We start from the raw sequence: 19,445 nt of genomic DNA, 5'->3' as shown, positions 1-19,445 counted from the left end.
ACAAACCCTCACTGGCCGACCACCTTCACCGTGGAGCCGTTGTCCAGTTTGTCCGCGCCTTCGGTAATTACCTGCTCGCCGGCTTTCACGCCGTTTTCCAGGACCGCCGTGAGGTCGCCACTGATGGGCCCGCTCTTGATCGTGCGCAGGCTGGCCTTGTTGCCCTGCACCACAAAGACGAAATCGCCCTTGCTGCCGTGCTGGATCGCCAGGGTCGGCACCACCGCCACCTGTCGCAGGGTGTCGGCCTTGAGCCGGGCATTGACGAACTGGTTGGGAAACAGCGCGTGTCCCGCATCGTCGAACTGCGCCTTGACCCTGACGGTACCGGTGCTGGTATCGACTTGGTTGTCCAGGGCCAGCAAGGTGCCGCTGGCCAGCAGGTCGTGCTTGTTGCGGTCGTAGGCCAGTACCTGGACCGTGCCCTTGGCCATGGCCTGGTCAATGGCGCCAAGATCGTCTTCAGGCACCGCGAAGACCACCGTCGCCGGGTTCATCTGGGTGATCACCGCGATACCCGTGGTGCTGCCGGCGGTGACGAAGTTGCCGGGGTCCACCAGGCGCAGGCCGACGATGCCATCGACCGGCGAGGTGATGGTGCAGTAGCCCAGTTGCACTTGCAGGTTCTGCACCGCGCCGTCATCCGCGGCCACCGTGCCCTGTTGTTCCTGGACCGTGGCGACCTGGGTATCGAGGGTCTGCTGGCTGACCGAACCGACCTTGATCAGTTCGCGAAAACGCGCGAGGTCGCGCTGGGCATTGACCAGCACCGCCTGGTCGTGGGCCAGGACGCCCCTGGCCTGCGCCAGTTGAGCCTTCAGTGCGCGGTCATCGATGCGCGCCACCACCTGGTCCTTGGAGACCCGCTGGCCTTCCTTGAAGTCAACCGAGGCGAGGATCCCGGATACCTGGCTGACCACCGTCACACTGCGCGTCGGCGTCACCGTACCCAGGGCGTCGATATACACCGGGACGTCCATCAGCTTGACGGCGACGGCCGTCACCGGATCGCCCGGCGACGGAGGTTTGCCCCTGGGCGTGTGCAAACCGTGATAAAGCGCCCAACCGCCTGCCAGGAGCGCGAGCGCCACGACGACCAGCAAAATCCAGGTTCCCTTGCTGCTCTTCACTCTTGTCTCCCCGGGGGCCTCGCTGGCGCCTGCGCAGCGGACACCACCCCGATGCACTGAAGGTTAGTCTGCTATCGAGGTTGCACCCATGAACCTGAACGGCAGCTTTCTGCCGGCGATGGGGATCGTGAAACTCTTGTCAGTCAAGGAAGTGACGAACGGCCAGGCCGAATGTCCGTCTGCCCTTGCGCTTGGGCAGACGCGATCTACTGTCTAAGGGTACGGTTGCAAGACAACCGAGGTTCCCCCCCACGTATTCTGGTCTGCAGTTCCGTCCAGTGACAAAGACATCATGGAGTCCGCGTCATGGAAGAAACCCTCATTCTGGTCGATGAGGATGATTGCGAAACCGGCAGTGCGCACAAGCTGTTCATCCATCAACAAGGCTTGCGACATCGGGCCTTCTCGATCTTCATCTTCGACGGCTACGATCGCTTGCTGCTGCAGCAACGGGCCCTCGGCAAATACCATTCGCAAGGCCTGTGGACCAACACCTGCTGCGGCCATCCGCGCGTCGGCGAACAGACCCATGCCGCCGCGCAGCGACGCCTGTTCGAGGAAATGGGCCTGGCCTGCCCGCTGAAGAAAGTGGCGTCCCTGCTCTATCGGGAACAGGTCTCGAACGATCTGATCGAACATGAATTCGACCATCTGTTCGTCGGCATCAGCGATGCTCTGCCCGTAGCCAATCCCGATGAAGCCCTGTCCTGGGAGTGGATGACCCTCTCCGAGATTCCGCATTGCATTGCCGCCGCCCCGGAGCGGTACACGGTCTGGTTCCGCAGGATCTTCGACACCTACACCCTCGCGAGCCTGCGCACCTGGCAAAAGCTGGCGGTCACGCTCCCCTCGACCAGTCATCTGGCACTCTAGAGATCCCGTTCATGAAACGTTACGCGCACGACGCGTGGGCGACCTTGTTGCCGATCGCGCCCACCCCGGGTATTGCCGGGGCGACCCAGGGACGGAGGAGCATGACATGTTCGAGCTACTGAACACCATCGACAGCCCGGACGATTTACGGGCACTGCATCCCAGGGCGCTGTCGACAGTCGCCGATGAGCTGCGAGCCTTTATCCTGCACAGCGTTTCACGAACCGGCGGGCATCTGTCGGCCAACCTGGGCACCGTGGAACTGGCCATTGCCCTGCACTATGTGTTCGACACCCCCCATGACCGGATCGTCTGGGATGTCGGGCACCAGTCCTACCCGCACAAGATCCTCACCGGGCGCCGCGAGGCCATGGCAGGCATTCGCCAACTGGGCGGGATATCCGGTTTTCCCCGACGCCAGGAGTCCGAGTACGACACCTTCGGCACCGCTCACTCCAGCACTTCGATTTCCGCGGCCCTGGGCATGGCCCTGGGGGCACGCAACAAAGGCGAGCACCGGCATGGCATCGCGGTCATCGGCGACGGCGCCCTGAGCGGCGGCATGGCCTACGAGGCCATGAACAACGCCGGCCTGCATCAGGACCTGCCGTTCCTGGTGATCCTCAACGACAACGATATGTCGATCTCCCCCGCCGTCGGCGCGTTGCGCCACTACCTGGGAAGACTCACCGCCCATCGCTGCACGTCTTCGGCCAGGGCCGCCATCAAGCGCATCCTGCGCGAGGAAACGGCGGCAGGCGAAGGGTCCGTCCCCGCATTCTTAGCACAGCTCACCGGGCAGAAATTGTCGGCGACGCTGTTCGAGGCCCTGGGCTTCGATTACACCGGTCCCGTCGACGGGCATGATCTGGGCGAGCTGATTCCGGCGTTGCAGGCCCTGAAAAGCCGGCGCGGCCCGCAGTTGCTGCATATCGTCACCGAAAAGGGCCACGGCTACAGCCCGGCGGCCAGCGATCCGGTGCTGTACCACGGGCCCGGGAAGTTCAATCCGGAGCAGGGTATCCAGCCGGCAATACCCGGCCGCCAGAGCTACACCCAGGTCTTCGGCAACTGGCTGTGCGATGAGGCCGCGCTCGACCCGCGCGTCGTCGCGATCACCCCGGCCATGCGTGAAGGTTCGGGGCTGGTGGAGTTCGAGCGGCGTTTCCCCGACCGTTACTTCGATGTCGGCATCGCCGAGCAGCACGCCCTGACCTTTGCCGCGGGCCTGGCGACCGAAGGCCTGAAACCGGTGGTCGCCATCTACTCGACCTTCCTCCAGCGCGCCTACGACCAGTTGATCCACGATATCGCCCTGCAGAATCTGCCGGTACTGCTCGCCATCGACCGCGCCGGGATTGTCGGGGCCGACGGCGCCACCCACACCGGGGCGTTCGATATCGCTTACCTGCGCTGCGTGCCCAACCTGGTGATCATGGCCCCGGCGGACGAAAACGAATGCCGGCAGATGCTGCACACCGCCCTGCAGCAGAACGGCCCCGTGGCGGTACGTTATCCGCGTGGTGCCGGTAGCGGCGCCGCGACGCTGGTCGAGCTGAACGCCATGCCCCTGGGCCGTGGTGAAATCCGTCGGCAATCGACCCGGACCCAGGGTTTGCGAATCGCCATTCTCGCCTTTGGTTCCATGCTGTTGCCCAGCCTGGGCGCCGCCGAGGTCCTGGACGCGACGGTGGCCAACATGCGTTACGTCAAGCCCCTGGATGTCGACCTGATAGAAAGCCTGGCCGGCAGTCACGACCTGCTGGTGACGGTTGAGGAAGGCTGTGTGAAAGGTGGTGCCGGCAGCGCCTGTCTCGAACACCTGGCCGCTTCGGTGGTGTCGCACAAGCTGCTGCAACTGGGTTTCGACGATCAGTTCATCGAGCATGGCACCCCGGAACAGTTGCTCGGTGCCTGCGGCCTGGACGCCGCAGGCATTGTCGCGGCGGTCCAGGTCTTTTGCGGACAGGTCAGCCGTGCGCAGGAGGCGTCCTTGCGTGCAGGCGAGATTCGCTGGCAGGCCATGGGCGGAGGTCACCCATGAACGTCATCCTGGCCCAACCCCGTGGTTTCTGTGCCGGCGTGGTGCGGGCGATCGATATCGTCGAACTGGCCCTGGAGCAGTATGGCGTGCCGGTGTATGTACGACACGAGATCGTGCATAACCGCCATGTGGTCGACAGTCTGAAGGCCCAGGGGGCGATCTTCGTCGACGAGCTGGACGAAGTACCGATCGAGGCCATCGCGGTGTTCAGTGCCCATGGCGTGGCCAGGGTCGTCGAAGACGCCGCGCGCCAGCGCCAGTTGCGGGTGCTGGATGCCACCTGCCCGCTGGTCGCCAAGGTGCATAACCAGGGCCGTCAGTACGCCGCCAAAGGTTATCAGGTGGTCCTGATCGGTGACGTCGGGCATCCCGAGGTGATCGGTATTCTCGGGCAGGTTCCCGCTCCGGTTGTCGTGGTGCGCGACGTGGAACAGGTGCAGGCGCTGCCCTTCGCGCCCGATACGCCGCTGGCCTATATCACCCAGACCACCCTCAGCGTCGATGACACCCGCGTCGTGGTCCTGGCCCTGCAACGGCGCTACCCGGGCATCGTCGGCCCGGATACCCGCGATATCTGCTACGCCGTGCAGAACCGCCAGAACGCCTTGCGCAGCCTCAGCCAGTGTGTCGACCTGATGCTGGTGGTGGGCGCGGCGAACAGCGCCAATACCGTGACCTTGCACACGCTTGCCGATGAAACCGGCGTGCCGGCCTACCGGGTGGCCGATGGCAGCGAACTGGACCGGCAGTGGTTTCGCGATATCGAGACCGTCGGGATCACCGCAGGGGCCTCGACGCCCGAGGCGCTGGTCGAGGACGTGATTGCCGCCCTTGGCAAGCTGGCACCGCTGACGATCACTACCCTGCCCGGTCGCGAGGAACGGGTGCAATTCAATCTGCCGGACGGGCTGATCGCCCGCAGCCGCTAAACCATCAGGGCATAGGAGCCGACATGATCCCTGCATTCGATCGACCACCGATTCACCTGCCCTTTGCCTCGCGGATCAACCCGCATCTGGAGCATGCCAGCCGAGCCTCCGACGCCTGGCTGGAGTCGATGGGCCTGATCGACCCCGCGACACGCCAGATACTGGACAGCGGGTGCTTCGGCGAACTGAACGCCAGGGTTTTCCCTGATGTGGATGCCACCGGGCTGGAACACATGATCAGTCTGATGAGCTGGCTTTTCCTGCTGGACGATGCCCTCGACCAGGGGGAACTGAACCATCATGTGATCGCGACCGAGGCCCTGCTGGAACGCCTGTTTTCGCAGTTGGCGCAAGACCCGCTGGCGCCCGCCGCCAAACCGGGCCTGGAGTTGGCCGGGGGCGCCCTGATCGGCTCGATCCGGCGCGGCCTGAGTACCGCCGGGCAGCGACGTTTCCTCGGCGAGATCCGGGCCTACTTCGATGCGGTCCTGAAAGAAGTCGAGATCCGCGCCGCTGGCGTGGTGCCAGACCTGCTGGCCTTCGCTCTGGTCCGGCGCTATACCGGCGCCAGCCAGTTGATGTTCAGCGCCGGCGAATATGCCAACCATGCCGAATTGCCCGAGGCCTTCTGCCGTACCCGGCCTTTCCAGGCCTTGCAACAGAGCACCAGCGATGTGCTGGTCCTGGTCAATGATATTTTTTCCTACGCCAAGGAAAGCCGTTTCGATGAAATCAACAATTATGTGGTGGTCTGCCGGCATCACCTGGGCCTGTCGGTCCGCGAGGCCATGGCGTTCGTCAATGGCCTGGTGACTTCCCGTGTCCGGGCGTTCGAGCAGGCGCGGGAACGGCTGCCGGCGTTTCTCGATCAGCAGCGCTATACCGATCTCGAACGCCAGGCGATCGAGCGTTATGCCGATACGCTGGAAAACTGGATGAGCGGCAATCTCGACTGGTCACTGGAGGTTCCCCGCTACAACGCCCCGTGCTTCACCGAGGAGGCTCGTCGATGAATCCCCTGATCACCCGCCGCCAGACCCGCCAGGTCGCTATCGGACCGGTCAGCCTGGGCAGCGCCAGCCCGATCGTGGTCCAGGCCATGACCAATACCGATACCGCCGATGCCCGGGCCACCGCCGCCCAGGTCGAACAGTTGGCCCTGGCCGGCGCCGAACTGGTGCGCATCACGGTGAACGGCCATGAAGCGGCGTCCCAGGTGGCGAAGATCCGCGATTTGCTCGATGCCCGGCAGATCGGGGTGCCGCTGGTGGGTGACTTTCATTTCAACGGCCACCGGCTGCTGGCGACCTATCCCGAGTGCGCGCAAGCCCTGGACAAGTACCGGATCAACCCCGGCAATGTCGGCAAGGGCGCCCGTCGCGACGAGCAGTTCTGCGAGATGATCGAAATCGCCTGCCGCTACGACAAACCGGTGCGCATCGGGGTCAACTGGGGCAGTCTCGATCCGGACCTGCTGGCGCGCATGATGGACAGCAATGCGGCACTGGCCCAACCGCTGGCCGCCGACGCGGTGATGCGCGAAGCGCTGGTGGTGTCGGCGCTGGAGAATGCGCAACGGGCCATTGCAGTCGGCCTGCCGGCGGAGCGGATCGTGCTGTCGGCCAAGGTCAGCCATGTCCAGGACCTGATTGCCGTGTACCGCGACCTCGCCGCCCGTTGCGACTTCCCCCTGCACCTGGGCCTGACCGAAGCCGGCATGGGCTCGAAGGGGATCGTCGCCTCCTCCACCGCCCTGGCGGTTCTGCTCCAGGAAGGCATCGGCGACACGCTGCGGATTTCCCTCACCCCCGAACCCGGCGGGGACCGCACCCGCGAGGTGCAGGTCGCCCAGCAGATCCTGCAGACCATGGGCTTGCGGGCGTTCACCCCGACCGTAGTCGCCTGTCCCGGCTGTGGGCGTACCACCAGTGATTTCTTCCAGCGGCTGGCTCAACAGATCGAACATCATCTGGTAACGCAGATGCCCCTCTGGAAATCCCGATTCCACGGGGTCGAGCAGATGCATGTCGCCGTCATGGGCTGCGTAGTGAACGGTCCGGGCGAAAGCCGCCTGGCGGATATCGGCGTCTCGCTGCCCGGTGCCGGAGAACACCCTTCGGCTCCCGTCTACATTGACGGCGAACGCGTGTTGACACTCAAGGGGCCAGGTATCGCCCAGGACTTCATCCAACTGCTTGAGGCCTATGTCGCTGCTCGCTATGGCCGGCAGGAGTCTGCACGGCGACAGCTGGACGAACTCCTGGTGCATCTGGGCAGAGTACGTGTGCTGTGAATCACCGCACGACCGGAACCCTCACTATGCCAGGCTCACGCTCGACATTACCGCGACACCTGCAGCAGGTGATCGAGACCCTTCCCCACGACGAAGTGCGGGTCAATCCCCATGCGCCTTTGGCTGAGGTCGAGGCCATGCGCTGGGTGCAGCGTTTCCACCTGGCCAGGGGCGATGAAGCACTCGAGCGCTTCAAACGGATCAAGTGCGGCGCATTCGCCGGGCATACCTATCCCCACGCGCCCCCAGAAAAGGTAATCCTGGGTGCGGAATTGATCGGCTGGTTATTTCTCTTCGACGACCAATATGGCGAGGGCCAGGAGGCCATCACGATGGCACGGGTTTTCGACAGTTGCATGGAAACCCTCAGGACCGGGCAACCGCCTCTCCTTGAGCCTTTGCCATTCCACGGCGCATTGGCTGACCTGAACGCACGTTTTTCAGCACTGGGCCAACCTCTTTGGCAAAGGCTGTTCGCGCAGAGCATGGGGGACTATTTCAGCGGTTGCCTGTTCGAACTGCCCTACCGCCAATCGGGGCTCTGCCCGACCCTGGACGCTTATATCCGACTACGCACCTGGTCCATCGGCGCACTCCCGGTGTTTGATCTGATCCTGCTGGAAATGAACCCTCTGCCCTTGCCGCTTCGCGCGCCGCTGATCGCGTTCCGCGAACACTGCGCACAACTGACCGCCTGGGTCAACGATCTGCACTCGTACACCAAGGAGACCGCCAGTCACGACCCGCTGAATCTGGTGGCGGTGCTCCAGCAGGAACGGCAACTGCTCCTGGAGGATGCGTTCCTCGCCGCGGTCGATCTGTATCGACAAGGCCTGGTGGCCATGTCCGACCTGGCTCGGAGCATCCAGGCTTCGCCTCATTGCACCCCACAGGAAAAGGCCCTGGTCCAAGGCACCATCGACTGGGTACATGGCAATACCGCCTGGACCCGCCTATCCGGCCGTTACTATCCCCAAGGCCATCAGGAGTCCTGATCATGCCGCAACGTCTTGCACTCCTGGGGGCCACCGGCTCCATCGGCGACAGTACCCTGGATCTGGTGGCTCGGCATCCCGAACAGCTTTCCGTGTTCGCCCTGACCGCGCATCACAATATCGACAAGCTGTGCCGGCAATGCCTGGCCTTCAGGCCCGAAGTCGCCGTCGTTGCCGATGCGGCGGCCGCCGCACGGTTGTCGGCGTGGCTGCTGGCCCTTGGGCAGAACACCGAGGTGCTGCATGGGCCGCAGGCGCTGGTAGACGTGGCCCGCGCCAGTGAATGCGACACCGTGGTCGCAGCTATTGTCGGCGCCGCCGGGTTGGCCTCGACATTGGCCGCCGCACAAGCCGGCAAGCGCATCCTGCTGGCCAACAAGGAAGCACTGGTGATGTCCGGCGCGCTGTTCATGGCCAGCGTCATCGAATCGAAAGCCCAGTTATTGCCGGTCGACAGCGAACACAATGCGATCTTCCAATGCCTGTCGAGCCACCCCGAAGTCCGTCCCGAACGCCTGATCCTCACCGCTTCCGGCGGGCCTTTCCTGACCCGGCCGCTGGACACCCTGGACAGCGTCACCCCCGACCAGGCCTGCGCCCATCCGAAGTGGCGCATGGGGCGCAAAATCTCGGTGGACTGCGCGACCATGATGAACAAGGGGCTGGAGGTGATCGAAGCACGCTGGCTGTTCGCTATGCCCGCCGAGCGGATCGAGGTGCTGATTCATCCGCAAAGCATCGTGCACTCGATGGTGGTGTATGCCGACCAGTCGGTACTGGCGCAACTGGGCAATCCCGATATGCGCACGCCTATCGCCCAGGCCCTGGCCTATCCACGACGTATCGACTCCGGCGTCGACCCGCTGGACCTGACGCGTTGCGAGCCGCTAGTCTTTGCCCGCCCGGACCTGGTGCGATTCCCCTGCCTGCGCCTGGCCCTTGAAGTAGCCCGGGACGGCTGTGAACTCAGCGTGGTGCTCAATGCAGCCAATGAAGTGGCGGTAGCGGCCTTTCTCGCGGGCTCGCTGGCCTTCAACGATATCACCCGTGTTGTCGCACAAACCCTGGAACAGACAGTTTCGGTGGCAATGGACAGCCTTGAGGCAATCGAGGAAACCGACCGCCAGGCACGTGCCAGGGCAACGCGGCTGTCAGGCCTGCCACCAGCGCGGCAATAACTGCCGGACCCCGGCCTCGGCAAAACGGTCGTCGATCAGCATCACCACGCCGCGATCCTGCTGGCTGCGGATCACCCGCCCCGCCGCCTGCACGACTTTCTGCAGCCCGGGATACAGGTAGGTGTAGTCATACCCGGAGCCGAACAGCGCCGCCATGCGCTGCTTGATCTGTTCATTGACCGGATTCAGTTGCGGCAGGCCCAGGGTCGCGATAAAGGCGCCGATCAGGCGCTGGCCGGGCAAGTCGATGCCCTCGCCGAAGGCCCCGCCCAGTACCGCGAAGCCGATGCCCTGGCTGTGTTCGGTGAATTGTTCGAGAAAGGCCTGGCGCTGGGCCTCTTCCATGCGCCGTTCCTGTTGCCAGAGCGCAATCCTTGGATGCCGCTCGGCCAGCAACTGCACCACCTGCTGCAGGTAGTCGAAGCTGCTGAAGAACGCCAGGTAGTTACCGGGGCGTTGCGCGAACTGCCCGGCCAGCAACTCGACGATGGGCGCCAGGGAGGCCTGGCGATGGACGAAGCGCGTGGATATCTCGCTGACTATCCGCAGTTCAAGCTGTTCGCGGCGGAACGGCGACTCGACATCGATCCAGGCGGTATCGGCCGGCAGCCCCAGCAGGTCGGCGTAGTAATGCCTGGGGCTCAGGGTCGCGGAAAACAGCACGCTGCTGCGGGCGGCGGTCAGCCGTGGGCGGATAAAGGCGGCCGGCACGACATTGCGCAGGCACAGCTGCGACAGACGTCGCCGGCCGTGCTCACGCAGGCTGATATCGAAAATGAAATGCTCGTCGAACAGTTCCCCGACCCGGGTGAATTGCAGGAGGTCGAAGTAGAACGCCTGGAGTTCGGCGTCCACCCCTTGCGGGTGTTCGTTGAGGTAGTCGCCCATGGCCGAGATACACAGGGACATCGCCTGCAGCAGCCGGGTCGGAGCCTGGGCACTGGCCTGGTAGGTCGCGACCTGCTCCTTGTGCAGGGCATTCCACTCGCGGTTGAGCCGTTGCAGCGATTTCTTCAGGGGTTCCGGCGCGTTCTGACGCAACTGGACGAGGTTGTACTGGTCCAGGCTGGCGCTATACATCTGGCGCCCGCGCTCCACCAGGTTGTGCGCCTCGTCCACCAGCGTCGCTACCCGCCACTGGTTGGCCTGGGCCAGGCCGAACAGCAGTGCACTGAAGTCGAAGTAGTAGTTGTAGTCGGCGACCACCCAGTCGGCCCAGCGCGCCATTTCCTGGCTCAGGTAATACGGGCAGATGCCGTGGGCCAGGGCGATCTCCCGCAGGGCCTGGCGATCGAGCAGCGCCACGGCGGCCGCGGCCTGGCGCGCGGCCGGCAAACGATCGTAGAAACCCCGCGCCAACGGGCAGGCATCGCCATGACAGGCTTTGTCCGGATGCTCGCAGGCCTTGTCCCGGGCCACCAGCTCCAGCACCCGCAGCGGCAGGCCGGGACGGCTGTCGTGCAGGATCCGCGCCGCATCGAGGGCAAGCTGGCGCCCCGGGGTCTTGGCCGTCAGGAAAAACACCTTGTCCAGTTGCTGTGGCGCCAGGGCCTTGAGCATGGGAAACAGCGTGCCGATGGTCTTGCCGATACCGGTCGGGGCCTGGGCCATCAGGCAGCGACCGGTGCTCACCGCCTTGTACACCGTTTCCGCCAGGCTGCGCTGGCCGGGGCGGAAATCGCCATGGGGGAACGCCAGCGCCTGCGCCGCCAGGTCACGGGCACTGCGATGGGCGGCTTCCTGGTCGGCCCAGTGCAGGAACAGCGAGCACTGCCGTTCGAAGAAGTCCCTGAGGTCCGCGGACGTCCAGGTTTCGCGCAGCAGGGTTTCCTTTTCGCTGAGAATATCGAAATAAACCAGCGCCAGGTTGATTTCGGCCAATTGCAGGTGCTCACAGGCCAGCCAGCCGTAGATCCGCGCCTGGGCCCAGTGCAACTGGCGATGGTTGGCCGGCTGGGTGGCGAGATCGCCGCGATAGGTCTTGATCTCCTCCAACTGGTTTTGCACCGGGTCATAGCCATCCGCTCGGCCCCTGACCCGCAGGCCCTGGTAATGCCCTTCCAGCGCCAGTTCGGCGCGATAACCTTCGTTGCGACGCGCGGCCACCGTGCGGTGACCGGCAATACCCTCCAGGGCGGTCGGTGACGGGGTGAAGCGCAGGTCCAGGTCGCCGACCTTGGCGGTGAATTCGCACAGGGCCCGCACGGCAACGCTGTAGCTCAAGTGACCGGCTCCGACCATTGCACATGGCAGACGGCGATCGGCATCTGGTGCTGGTGACAGAACTCCAGCCAGCGCAGCTGGTTGTCCTGCAGGCGATCGCCCGGCCCCTTCACTTCGATCATCCGATAGGTCCGCTGCGCCGGCCAGAACTGGATCAGGTCGGGCATACCGGCCCGGTTGGCCTTGATATCCAGCAGCAGGCGTTCGAACCAGTGTTGTAGATGAATCGCCGGCAGGCATTCCAGAGCCTGCTCCAGCAGTTCCTCGGTCAATACGTTCCAGAACACAAAGGGCGATTGCAGCCCCCATTTGGCGACAAAGGTGCTGCGGATGGTCTGTTTGTAGCGCTGGTCCGCCAGTTGCTCCAGGCAGCCGGCAAACAGCTCGGCCCGGCGCTGATGAAAGTCCTCGCTGTGCAGGTCTGCCGGCCCGCTCTGGAACGGATGGAAGAACGCGCCCGGCAGCGGTGCGAAAATCGCCGGCCAGCACAGCAGGCCGAACAACGAGTTGATCAGGGTATTTTCCACGAAGTGTACCGGCGCATGATCCTCATGCAGATGCCGGGCAACCCGTTGTTCGACCGACTCCTCCGGCTCATGGCTCAGGTTGAAGTCCAGCCGCGTCACCGGCGTCGGTGCCTTGCGCTGCAACGCCGGCAACCCGAGACGGCGGCGCAGCCTTGGCAGGATCCGCTGCAGATGCTGTTGCTCCTCGGCACTCTCCGGCGCCGCCTCGGCCGCGCCAGCCAACACCATGGCCCGCTCATGCTCACCCAGGCGCTCCAGCACGCGGATGCTGCGCAGGCGCGCGCCGGGATACTGGCAACCGGCATAAATCGCCAGGGCGCCGGGCAGGTCCTCCAGGCGCTCGCTGTATTGGCCCAGTTGAAACAGCAGCTTGCCCCGCCGCCGCTCCAGCCAGGGGTTGTCGGTCTGCAACTGGTGGATATGCTCCAGCACCCGGGCGCTGTCCACCCCCGCCTCCAGGGCTTCACGGGCCGTGTGCAGGTGCAGGTAGCCGTCCACGTCGGCCCGACTGCGCAAACCGCGGGACTCGGCGCAGAACTCGACCTTTTCGTAACTGAAGATGCCCAGGTCAGCCAGCACGAACTCCGACCAGTCCTGGTAGAGATTGCCGAAGAACATCAGCCGCAGGCGGTCGCACAGCGCCATGACCTGCAGGCTGTAGAGTCGGTCAGGCAACTGCGGGCACCACCGGGCGAACGAACGCGCCTCGTCGCCGAACTGGTCGACCAGGGCCACCTGCAGCTCGCTTTTCCTGGCCTTGGGCTGCGCGATAAAATCCGCGAAGGCTTGCACGATCTCGGCCTTTTGCAGAACCGCGAACAGCGCACCCAACTCCAACGGGCTATCGTCCCGGACCCAGCCCAGGGCCAGCAGCGGTAACGCCGCCGCTTCGCTGCTGCCGATTTCCCCATAGTTCAACTTGCTGGCACGAAAGTGCTCGCCCTTGCGCATCACCATGCGCACCAGCAGAGCCCGTGAAACCTTGGGCAATCCGGAAAAATCGTCGATGAACGCCCTTTCCTGCTCGTCCAGCAGATCGGCATAACGCTGTACCAGCCAGTCGAGCACGCGCTGGAAATTGTTCAAATAGTAAAACGGGTCGTCGAGGGGCTGGATCGTCACGGGCAGGCAGGACCACGGTTATCGAATGCTGGTTATACATACAGATAACAGCCATCCCCGCGCCTGGCAAACACAATTGGACAAAAGGCGGGTCGGGCAATGCGTTCAGGGGGTCGACTCCAGGCGCAAGGCGTCGGCCAGCGTGCCCAGGGCCTGCTCCAGATGGCGGTGGCCGTTGGAGGTGGTGCTCAGGCGCAGGCAATCGCGGTGCAACCCGTGCAGGCTGAACAACTCGCCCGGGGCCATGACGATCTTCTGCTCCAGCAGGCGCTCGAACACCTTGCGCATGTCTGTCGGGCGTGCGGCCCGGGCCCAGACGGTGGCGCCGCCCTGGGGCGTGACGAAGTCAAGGCTGTCGGCCAGGCGCTCGCGCAGCAACTGGCTGACCTGCAGCATGCGTTCGTTGAGCAACCGGCGCAGCGTACCGAGGTGCTGGTCGATGCGTCCGCTGCTGTACAGGCGGGCAATCGCCTTCTGCCGCGTGGGCGACATGCGGAACGAGCGCAGCAGGAAATGCCGCTGCAACTCCACTCCGAGATGCCGTGACAACAGGTAGCCGAATGGCGCTTCGCAGCCCATGAAACGCTCGAAACTGGCGAAGACCAGCAGGCGATCAGGGTCGACCAGGTCGCGCATACACACGCCGCCGGTTTTAAAGGCCAGTTCGCCATGACTGTCGTTCTCCAGCAACCAGACGCCGAAATGCTCCAGCAACCGAGCGATCTGCTGTCGCTGCTCCAGCGGCATCAGGCTGCCGTAGGGCATATTGATCCTGGAGGACATCAGCAACAGCTTGACCGGCTGGGTCTGGAGCAGGTGCTCGAACCCTGCCAGGTCAAACGCGCCGTGCCTGTCCAGGGGCAGTTCGACCACGTTCACCCCGCCGGCCTGCAACAGCCGCAGGATCACCCAGTCACAAGGCGACTCGACCAGTACCGTCGCCTGTTTCAGGGACAGCGCCGCCATCAGCGTTTCCAGGACACTGCGCAGATCGGCACCGATATAGACGTCGTCGGCATGCCAATAGCGCTGCGCCGAGGTGGTGTAGCGCACCGCCAGGGCCGTGCGCAGCTCCAGTTCGCCAAATGGCTGGAACTGCGGCTGCTGCTGGCGCGGATACTGGCGCACCAGTTCGCGCTCAAGCAGCAGCAGCGGATTGTCCAGCGACAACAGCAACGCCGGTTCATCACTGCTCAGCACCAGGGTTCCCGGACGGCGCGAATGCACATACATCTGCTCCAGCAGGTCGGCGCTGCCGCTGACGAACGCGTTGCAGGAGACCGGCAACGCGTAATAGCCCGACTTGGCCTGGGAATAGACCCGTCCCTCCTTCTCCAGTAAGGAGTAGGCATACTGGATGGTCGAGATCGACACGTTCAGCCGTTCGGCCAGATGCCGCAGCGAGGGCAGCTTGACCCGTGCATCGGTTTCCACCTCGTTGATCAGGCTGACCAGGTAACGGTAGACCGACTGGTAGGCAAAGTCGGAATGCTTGCGTCCTCTGGGCGTTCTTGGAACCGCGCCGGGCTCGGTTGGGGTCGAACCGGGTTCGGAAGTTTCTGAAGCTATCAATACCAATCCTTTTAGCGCCCCGACAGGACTTCTTTGCAGACTTCACCGTTGTCGGGATTGATGATGTCAATACGATGTTTATCCGGATCGCCAGCCCGCACCCGGGCAATCAGCGAGCCGGCGGTGCTGAAGTCGACCCGGGTTTTCTGGTAGAGGTCCTGCAACAGCTCAAGCGTCAGGCCGCTGACATCCTTCAGCCACTGCTCGACCTGCTCGCTGCTCGGCTGCGCCGACAAGGCCCGATGCAGCTCCGGCAGCGCCACCAGCATGCCCGGATGGCAGTGCCGCAGGAAAAGCTCCAGGCCACGCCCCTGGTTGACGAACGGCGCGAACAGCAGGCAGATCAGTTGCTCTTCCCGCAGGCCATAGGCCTCCTGGGCATACACCCCGGCCAGGGAGCGACGCTCGAGAAGTTTTTCCGGGGTGTCGTAGGCGGCCAGGGCCTGCTCGATCAGGCGCGCCGACATGAGTTTCTTGCGCATCATCACCGCGGCCAGTTGCAGGTACTCGGTGATGCCCGTCTGGTAGCTCAAGCCCCTGACGTATTGCGCCTGCAAGCCGCGCATATGCGCCATCAGCAAGGGGTTGGCGCAATCCGACTCACTGAAGTGGAAAGCCAGGTCATCGAAGCGAAACCCGAGGAATTCGGTCAGCAACGGCCAGCGCTGCTCGATGCTGCTGCCCACCAAGTCATAGACACTCACCAGCATGGGCGTGCTGGCGTGGCCGATGGCCGGGCCCTGGGGTTGTGCCGGGGTGTCGCCGTACAGCTCCCGATAGTATTCCAGGCTCAGCTCATTGCAGGTCCGCACGGCCTCGTCGAACTCCAGCGGGCGCCCACCCTGGCGGTTCCGGTCAGGCCGCTCGGTCGAACGCAGCAGCCAGGTCAGGTACTGCTTCTGCTCCCGCGGCGGATCGCCGATGACCAGGGCACTGATGCCCTTGTCCCAGGCGCTCGCGCGCTCATGAAAATCCGCCATCGACAGGTAGCAACTGTTGCAGAACGTCGCCCGGCCGTCACCCGCCGTCAGGTGGCCGTTCATCAGCAGGTTGCGTCGATTGAGGTCGCGATTGAGATCGGACATCGGCGTGCGGTGGTGAAATGGGCGGACATGTTTATTGTCCACCATCAGCAGCTCCACGCGCGGGTCGTCATAGACGAACAGCGCACAGTAGCCACGGTGGATATTGTGCATGACCGTGGTGGTCACGCCGGCATGACGCAGGGTGGCGATACGCAGGTTGAACGTGGCCGGGGAACGCCCGGCGATGCTCAACTGGGCGGCACGCAGGAAAGCCAGCGTATAACTGCTGTCCTTGCCGCCACCATGGGGCACCATGACCTTGAACTCACCGATACGCTCGATGCCGCCCGCGGCCACGATCAAGCGCTGGATCAACAATTGCAATGCGATACGTTCGGCACGGCTGAAGTAACTCATCAACCGCTGTAGAACCTGTTGATAGACATAGTTCATTGCCTGCTCGTGAATAGAGCTCATAGCCTTTACACCTGGGTTGGGTTCAGTGTCGGGCAACCGGCGCTCGTCATTATCAACGCGTGTTATGTTCAGGAGCGTATTCGCCGTCCTTTATTAGACAAGCTGAATCACAACAAGAGTATTACTCCAGACCTGTAACATCCACAGCAAGGATATGCGAGTGTGACCAAAGTCACTGAATTGCCGGTCAACGGTGGGAGATCCTTGCGGCGATAAGAACTTCCTAGGAATATTCTTACACTTACCTACAACTATTGATCACACAAACAAATTCTAATGAGAAAGAGCTCAGCGTCTCGAGCCCCCTTGTTTGCGCCAACTCCCCGCGAACGCCCTGACTGAAGCTTGTGCAATTGCATCGCACCGGTACAACAACTGAAACTCGTTCATGACTCATTCCTTGAGCTGAAAGTTACCGGTTAATTATCAGTGCTTACAGGGCGATTAACAGATACAGAATTTTGAAAAAAACCGGTTCAGTTGCCGCAAGAAGCAATTTCAGCGGGCAACTTTCGTACAAAAAGTTCAATAATTTGTTGGACAAAATAAAAAGCCCCGTATCAGTCGACTGATACGGGGCTTGATGATTGCGAGCGTTACATCAGGCCGGATCGACCTGCAATGCCACCCGTCCACGGCATGGACAAGCGTCCATGTAACGATGCGCCTCGACAAACTCGTCGAAAGGGAAAGCGCGGATTTCCAGGGGCGGCAGGACACGATCCGCCGTCAGTTGGTTGATATCGCGCAAGGCCCGCTGTACAGCCGCCTCGTCCTGGACGATGCCCAGTTCCGGCTTGCCGGTGAAGTTGCCGATGCAGTGCACGAAGAACTGAATGTTCTTCTGGAACGCGGCACAGGCCGGGAACGGTGTCTGGTTGCCACCTTGCAGGCCATAGAGCACCAGACTGCCACGGGGGGCGAGGACATCGCCGAGCATCGACATCTGCGGCCCACCGAGGCCGTCGAAGACCATGTCGACGCCACGACCGTCGGTGTACTTGTTGATCTGCATGAGCAGGTCCTGCTCTTCGGTGACGATAACTTTCTCGGCACCCAGGGCAATCAGGAAATCCCGTTCTTCGGCGGTCTTGGTCGCGGCGATCACCTTCACGCCCAGGGCCTTGCCCAGTTGCACGAAGGATGGCCCGGCGCAATGGCTGGCGTCGGTGATCAGGGCAAACTGCCCCGGCTTGACCCGTGCCAGGTCAACATAGGCGAAATAGGCAATCAGCAACGGCGTGTAGTGGACACTGGCCTGGACCGGCGTCAACACATCCGGGTAACGGGTCAGGGCCGAACGCGGCAGGACGATCAGTTCACCGTATACCGGGTAGTCGTTGGGGCTCTGTGCCGGGAAGCTGGCGACCTTGTCACCGATCGACAGATCGTCCACGCCATCACCGACGGCCGTGACCACACCGGCCATTTCATGACCGATACCGGCCGGCAGGCGGGCATGGGACGACGCCAGGTTCTGCCGCCAGAGCACGTCATACCAGCTGATGCCAATCGCTTCGACACGCACCTGCACTTCACCCGGTGCAGGCAGAGTGGCCGTATGCTCTTCGCATTTGAGCACCTCGGCCGGACCAAACTTGTGAAAACGGATCGTGCGTGACATCGCAAACCTCGCCAAATGAACCTCTAATGACACGAACTCTATCCGGGCTTTCCCCTGAAGACTATCCGTGCCCATTAATAGTCGACATGCCTGTCATTGATTGGGGGGGCATTGTACACAATGTCGGCAAGCGGGGCTGAAGACGGCAGGAAAGGCGGTTTTTTCCCGCAGGAAAAAAACTGGACCCCGGGTTTCAGCGGCTGCCATGGCCCTGACTCATAAAAGGAAAGTTCATTTTTCCAGTGCGAATCAGGCGCCTTTGCCCGTAAGATTCACCTCATTCGTTATTGACCGACCTGTGAAGCGAGCCCGATGAACCGTAACGACCTGCGCCGCGTCGATCTGAACCTGCTGATTGTCTTCGAAACCCTGATGCACGAACGGAGCGTAACCCGAGCGGCGGAAAAGCTGTTCCTCGGTCAGCCGGCCATCAGTGCGGCCTTGTCGCGCCTGCGCAGCCTGTTCGATGACCCGCTGTTCGTGCGCACCGGCCGCAGCATGGAGCCTTCGGCCCGCGCCGTGGAGATCTTCGCCCTGCTCTCGCCGGCGCTGGATTCGATTTCCACCGCGGTAAGCCGTGCCTCCGAATTCGATCCGGCGACCAGTACCTCGGTGTTCCGAATCGGCCTGTCCGACGACGTCGAGTTCGCCCTGTTGCCGCAGTTGCTCAAGCGCCTGCGGGCCGAAGCCCCGGGTATCGTGCTGGTGATCCGCCGTGTCAACTACCTGCTGATCCCGGCCAAGCTGGGCTCCGGCGAGATTTCCATCGGCGTCTGCTACACCACCGACCTACCGGCCAACGCCAAGCGCAAGGTGCTGCGGCGCAGTTCGCCGAAACTGCTGCGCGCCGACAGCATGCCCGGCCCGCTGTCGCTGGACGACTTCTGTGCGCGGCCCCATGCGCTGGTATCCTTTGCCGGAGACCTGAGCGGCTTTATCGATACCGAACTGGAAAAGCTCGGTCGCAAACGGCATGTGGTGCTCGCAGTCCCGCAGTTCAACGGCCTGAGCACCCTGATCAGTGGCACCGATATCGTCGCCACCGTGCCGGACTACACCGCCGATGCCCTGACCTCCGCTGGCGGGGTACGGGCCGAGGACCCGCCGCTGCCAGTGCAGAGCTTCGAACTGCACATGGCCTGGCGCGGCTCCCAGGACAACGATCCGGGAGAGCGCTGGCTGCGCTCGCGGATCCAGATGTTCTGCGGGGACCCTGACAGTCTCTAGACGTCTTCTGGCAGGCTGTTCATTTGATCATTTTTGCCATTCCACGAACCATAGAGCTCCATTCACTTCCAGTGGATTGCTTCATTGGGGGCACATCTGAGGGCATGCTTTGGATGGTTTGAAAAGGATGCCCCCAGTCTGAGGTCAACAGTTCCCTTCTAGAAAAGTCACCCGTTGTTGTTCCCACTGAACGAGCCCCATGAAAG

At 63.0% G+C, this 19,445-nt stretch carries 16 protein-coding genes; 9 read left to right on the top strand and 7 right to left on the bottom strand.

Translation table 11 applies throughout. From position 1 onward, the window contains the following. Positions 1–8: 8 nt before the first annotated feature. A complete protein-coding gene (locus tag HX851_RS23870; RefSeq protein ID WP_369680905.1) occupies positions 9–1,130 on the bottom strand; it encodes an efflux RND transporter periplasmic adaptor subunit in 1,122 nt (373 codons plus the stop codon). 88 nt (positions 1,131–1,218) lie between these two features. Between HX851_RS23870 and HX851_RS44910 the strand changes: the two genes are divergently transcribed. From HX851_RS44910 to ispC, 8 genes are all read left to right on the top strand, one after another. Further along, on the top strand, positions 1,219–1,347 hold the full coding sequence (locus HX851_RS44910; protein ID WP_256262834.1) for a hypothetical protein: 129 nt from the start codon (positions 1,219–1,221) through the stop codon (positions 1,345–1,347). Positions 1,348–1,436: 89 nt separating this feature from the next. After that, positions 1,437–2,003, top strand: coding sequence for an isopentenyl-diphosphate Delta-isomerase (gene idi / locus HX851_RS23865; protein ID WP_017127237.1), 567 nt, complete (start codon positions 1,437–1,439; stop codon positions 2,001–2,003). A gap of 106 nt (positions 2,004–2,109) precedes the next feature. Next, positions 2,110–4,047, top strand: a complete 1,938-nt coding sequence (dxs, locus tag HX851_RS23860; protein WP_177066038.1) for a 1-deoxy-D-xylulose-5-phosphate synthase — start codon at positions 2,110–2,112, stop codon at positions 4,045–4,047. Beyond that, positions 4,044–4,976, top strand: a complete 933-nt coding sequence (ispH, locus tag HX851_RS23855) for a 4-hydroxy-3-methylbut-2-enyl diphosphate reductase (protein ID WP_177066037.1) — start codon at positions 4,044–4,046, stop codon at positions 4,974–4,976. The genes dxs and ispH overlap by 4 nt, the downstream gene beginning before the upstream one ends. Before the next feature lie 23 nt (positions 4,977–4,999). Beyond that, positions 5,000–5,989: a terpene synthase family protein gene (locus tag HX851_RS23850; RefSeq protein ID WP_177066036.1), complete on the top strand. Its 990-nt coding sequence runs from the start codon at positions 5,000–5,002 to the stop codon at positions 5,987–5,989. Further along, positions 5,986–7,269, top strand: a complete 1,284-nt coding sequence (gene ispG, locus HX851_RS23845; protein ID WP_177066035.1) for a flavodoxin-dependent (E)-4-hydroxy-3-methylbut-2-enyl-diphosphate synthase — start codon at positions 5,986–5,988, stop codon at positions 7,267–7,269. Before HX851_RS23850 ends, ispG begins: the two co-directional genes overlap by 4 nt. Before the next feature lie 26 nt (positions 7,270–7,295). Then, positions 7,296–8,264: a terpene synthase family protein gene (locus HX851_RS23840; protein WP_177066034.1), complete on the top strand. Its 969-nt coding sequence runs from the start codon at positions 7,296–7,298 to the stop codon at positions 8,262–8,264. Continuing rightward, a complete protein-coding gene (ispC, locus tag HX851_RS23835; protein ID WP_256262838.1) occupies positions 8,261–9,442 on the top strand; it encodes a 1-deoxy-D-xylulose-5-phosphate reductoisomerase in 1,182 nt (393 codons plus the stop codon). Before HX851_RS23840 ends, ispC begins: the two co-directional genes overlap by 4 nt. Here ispC and HX851_RS23830 read toward each other — a convergent pair. The 5 genes from HX851_RS23830 to HX851_RS23810 form a co-directional block, all read right to left on the bottom strand. After that, positions 9,416–11,665, bottom strand: coding sequence for an ATP-dependent DNA helicase (locus HX851_RS23830; protein ID WP_177066032.1), 2,250 nt, complete (start codon positions 11,663–11,665; stop codon positions 9,416–9,418). The two genes, ispC and HX851_RS23830, sit on opposite strands and share 27 nt — an antisense overlap. Continuing rightward, a complete protein-coding gene (locus HX851_RS23825) occupies positions 11,662–13,314 on the bottom strand; it encodes a VRR-NUC domain-containing protein (protein WP_177056957.1) in 1,653 nt (550 codons plus the stop codon). Before HX851_RS23825 ends, HX851_RS23830 begins: the two co-directional genes overlap by 4 nt. Before the next feature lie 105 nt (positions 13,315–13,419). Continuing rightward, positions 13,420–14,886 carry an aminotransferase-like domain-containing protein gene (locus tag HX851_RS23820; protein ID WP_177056958.1) on the bottom strand — a complete coding sequence of 489 codons (1,467 nt, stop codon included), beginning with the start codon at positions 14,884–14,886 and terminating at the stop codon, positions 13,420–13,422. Positions 14,887–14,897: 11 nt separating this feature from the next. After that, the gene (locus HX851_RS23815; protein WP_177056959.1) at positions 14,898–16,388 is read right to left on the bottom strand and encodes a hypothetical protein; all 1,491 of its coding nucleotides are present in this window, start codon (positions 16,386–16,388) and stop codon (positions 14,898–14,900) included. Between the two features lie 601 nt (positions 16,389–16,989). Further along, positions 16,990–18,012 (bottom strand): zinc-dependent alcohol dehydrogenase family protein, encoded by a 1,023-nt coding sequence (locus HX851_RS23810; RefSeq protein ID WP_017127248.1) that lies wholly within the window; start codon positions 18,010–18,012, stop codon positions 16,990–16,992. Between the two features lie 312 nt (positions 18,013–18,324). Between HX851_RS23810 and HX851_RS23805 the strand changes: the two genes are divergently transcribed. Further along, positions 18,325–19,239 (top strand): LysR family transcriptional regulator, encoded by a 915-nt coding sequence (locus HX851_RS23805; protein ID WP_256262351.1) that lies wholly within the window; start codon positions 18,325–18,327, stop codon positions 19,237–19,239. 19 nt (positions 19,240–19,258) lie between these two features. On the opposite strand, the gene HX851_RS33480 is transcribed toward HX851_RS23805, so the two are convergent. Then, a partial coding sequence (locus HX851_RS33480; protein WP_218173515.1) for a hypothetical protein occupies positions 19,259–19,445 on the bottom strand: 187 nt, incomplete at its 5' end.

It is taken from the genome of Pseudomonas gingeri, assembly GCF_013385635.1.
GTDB lineage: Bacteria > Pseudomonadota > Gammaproteobacteria > Pseudomonadales > Pseudomonadaceae > Aquipseudomonas > Aquipseudomonas gingeri_A.
This window is presented reverse-complemented; position numbering and strand designations above follow the sequence as displayed.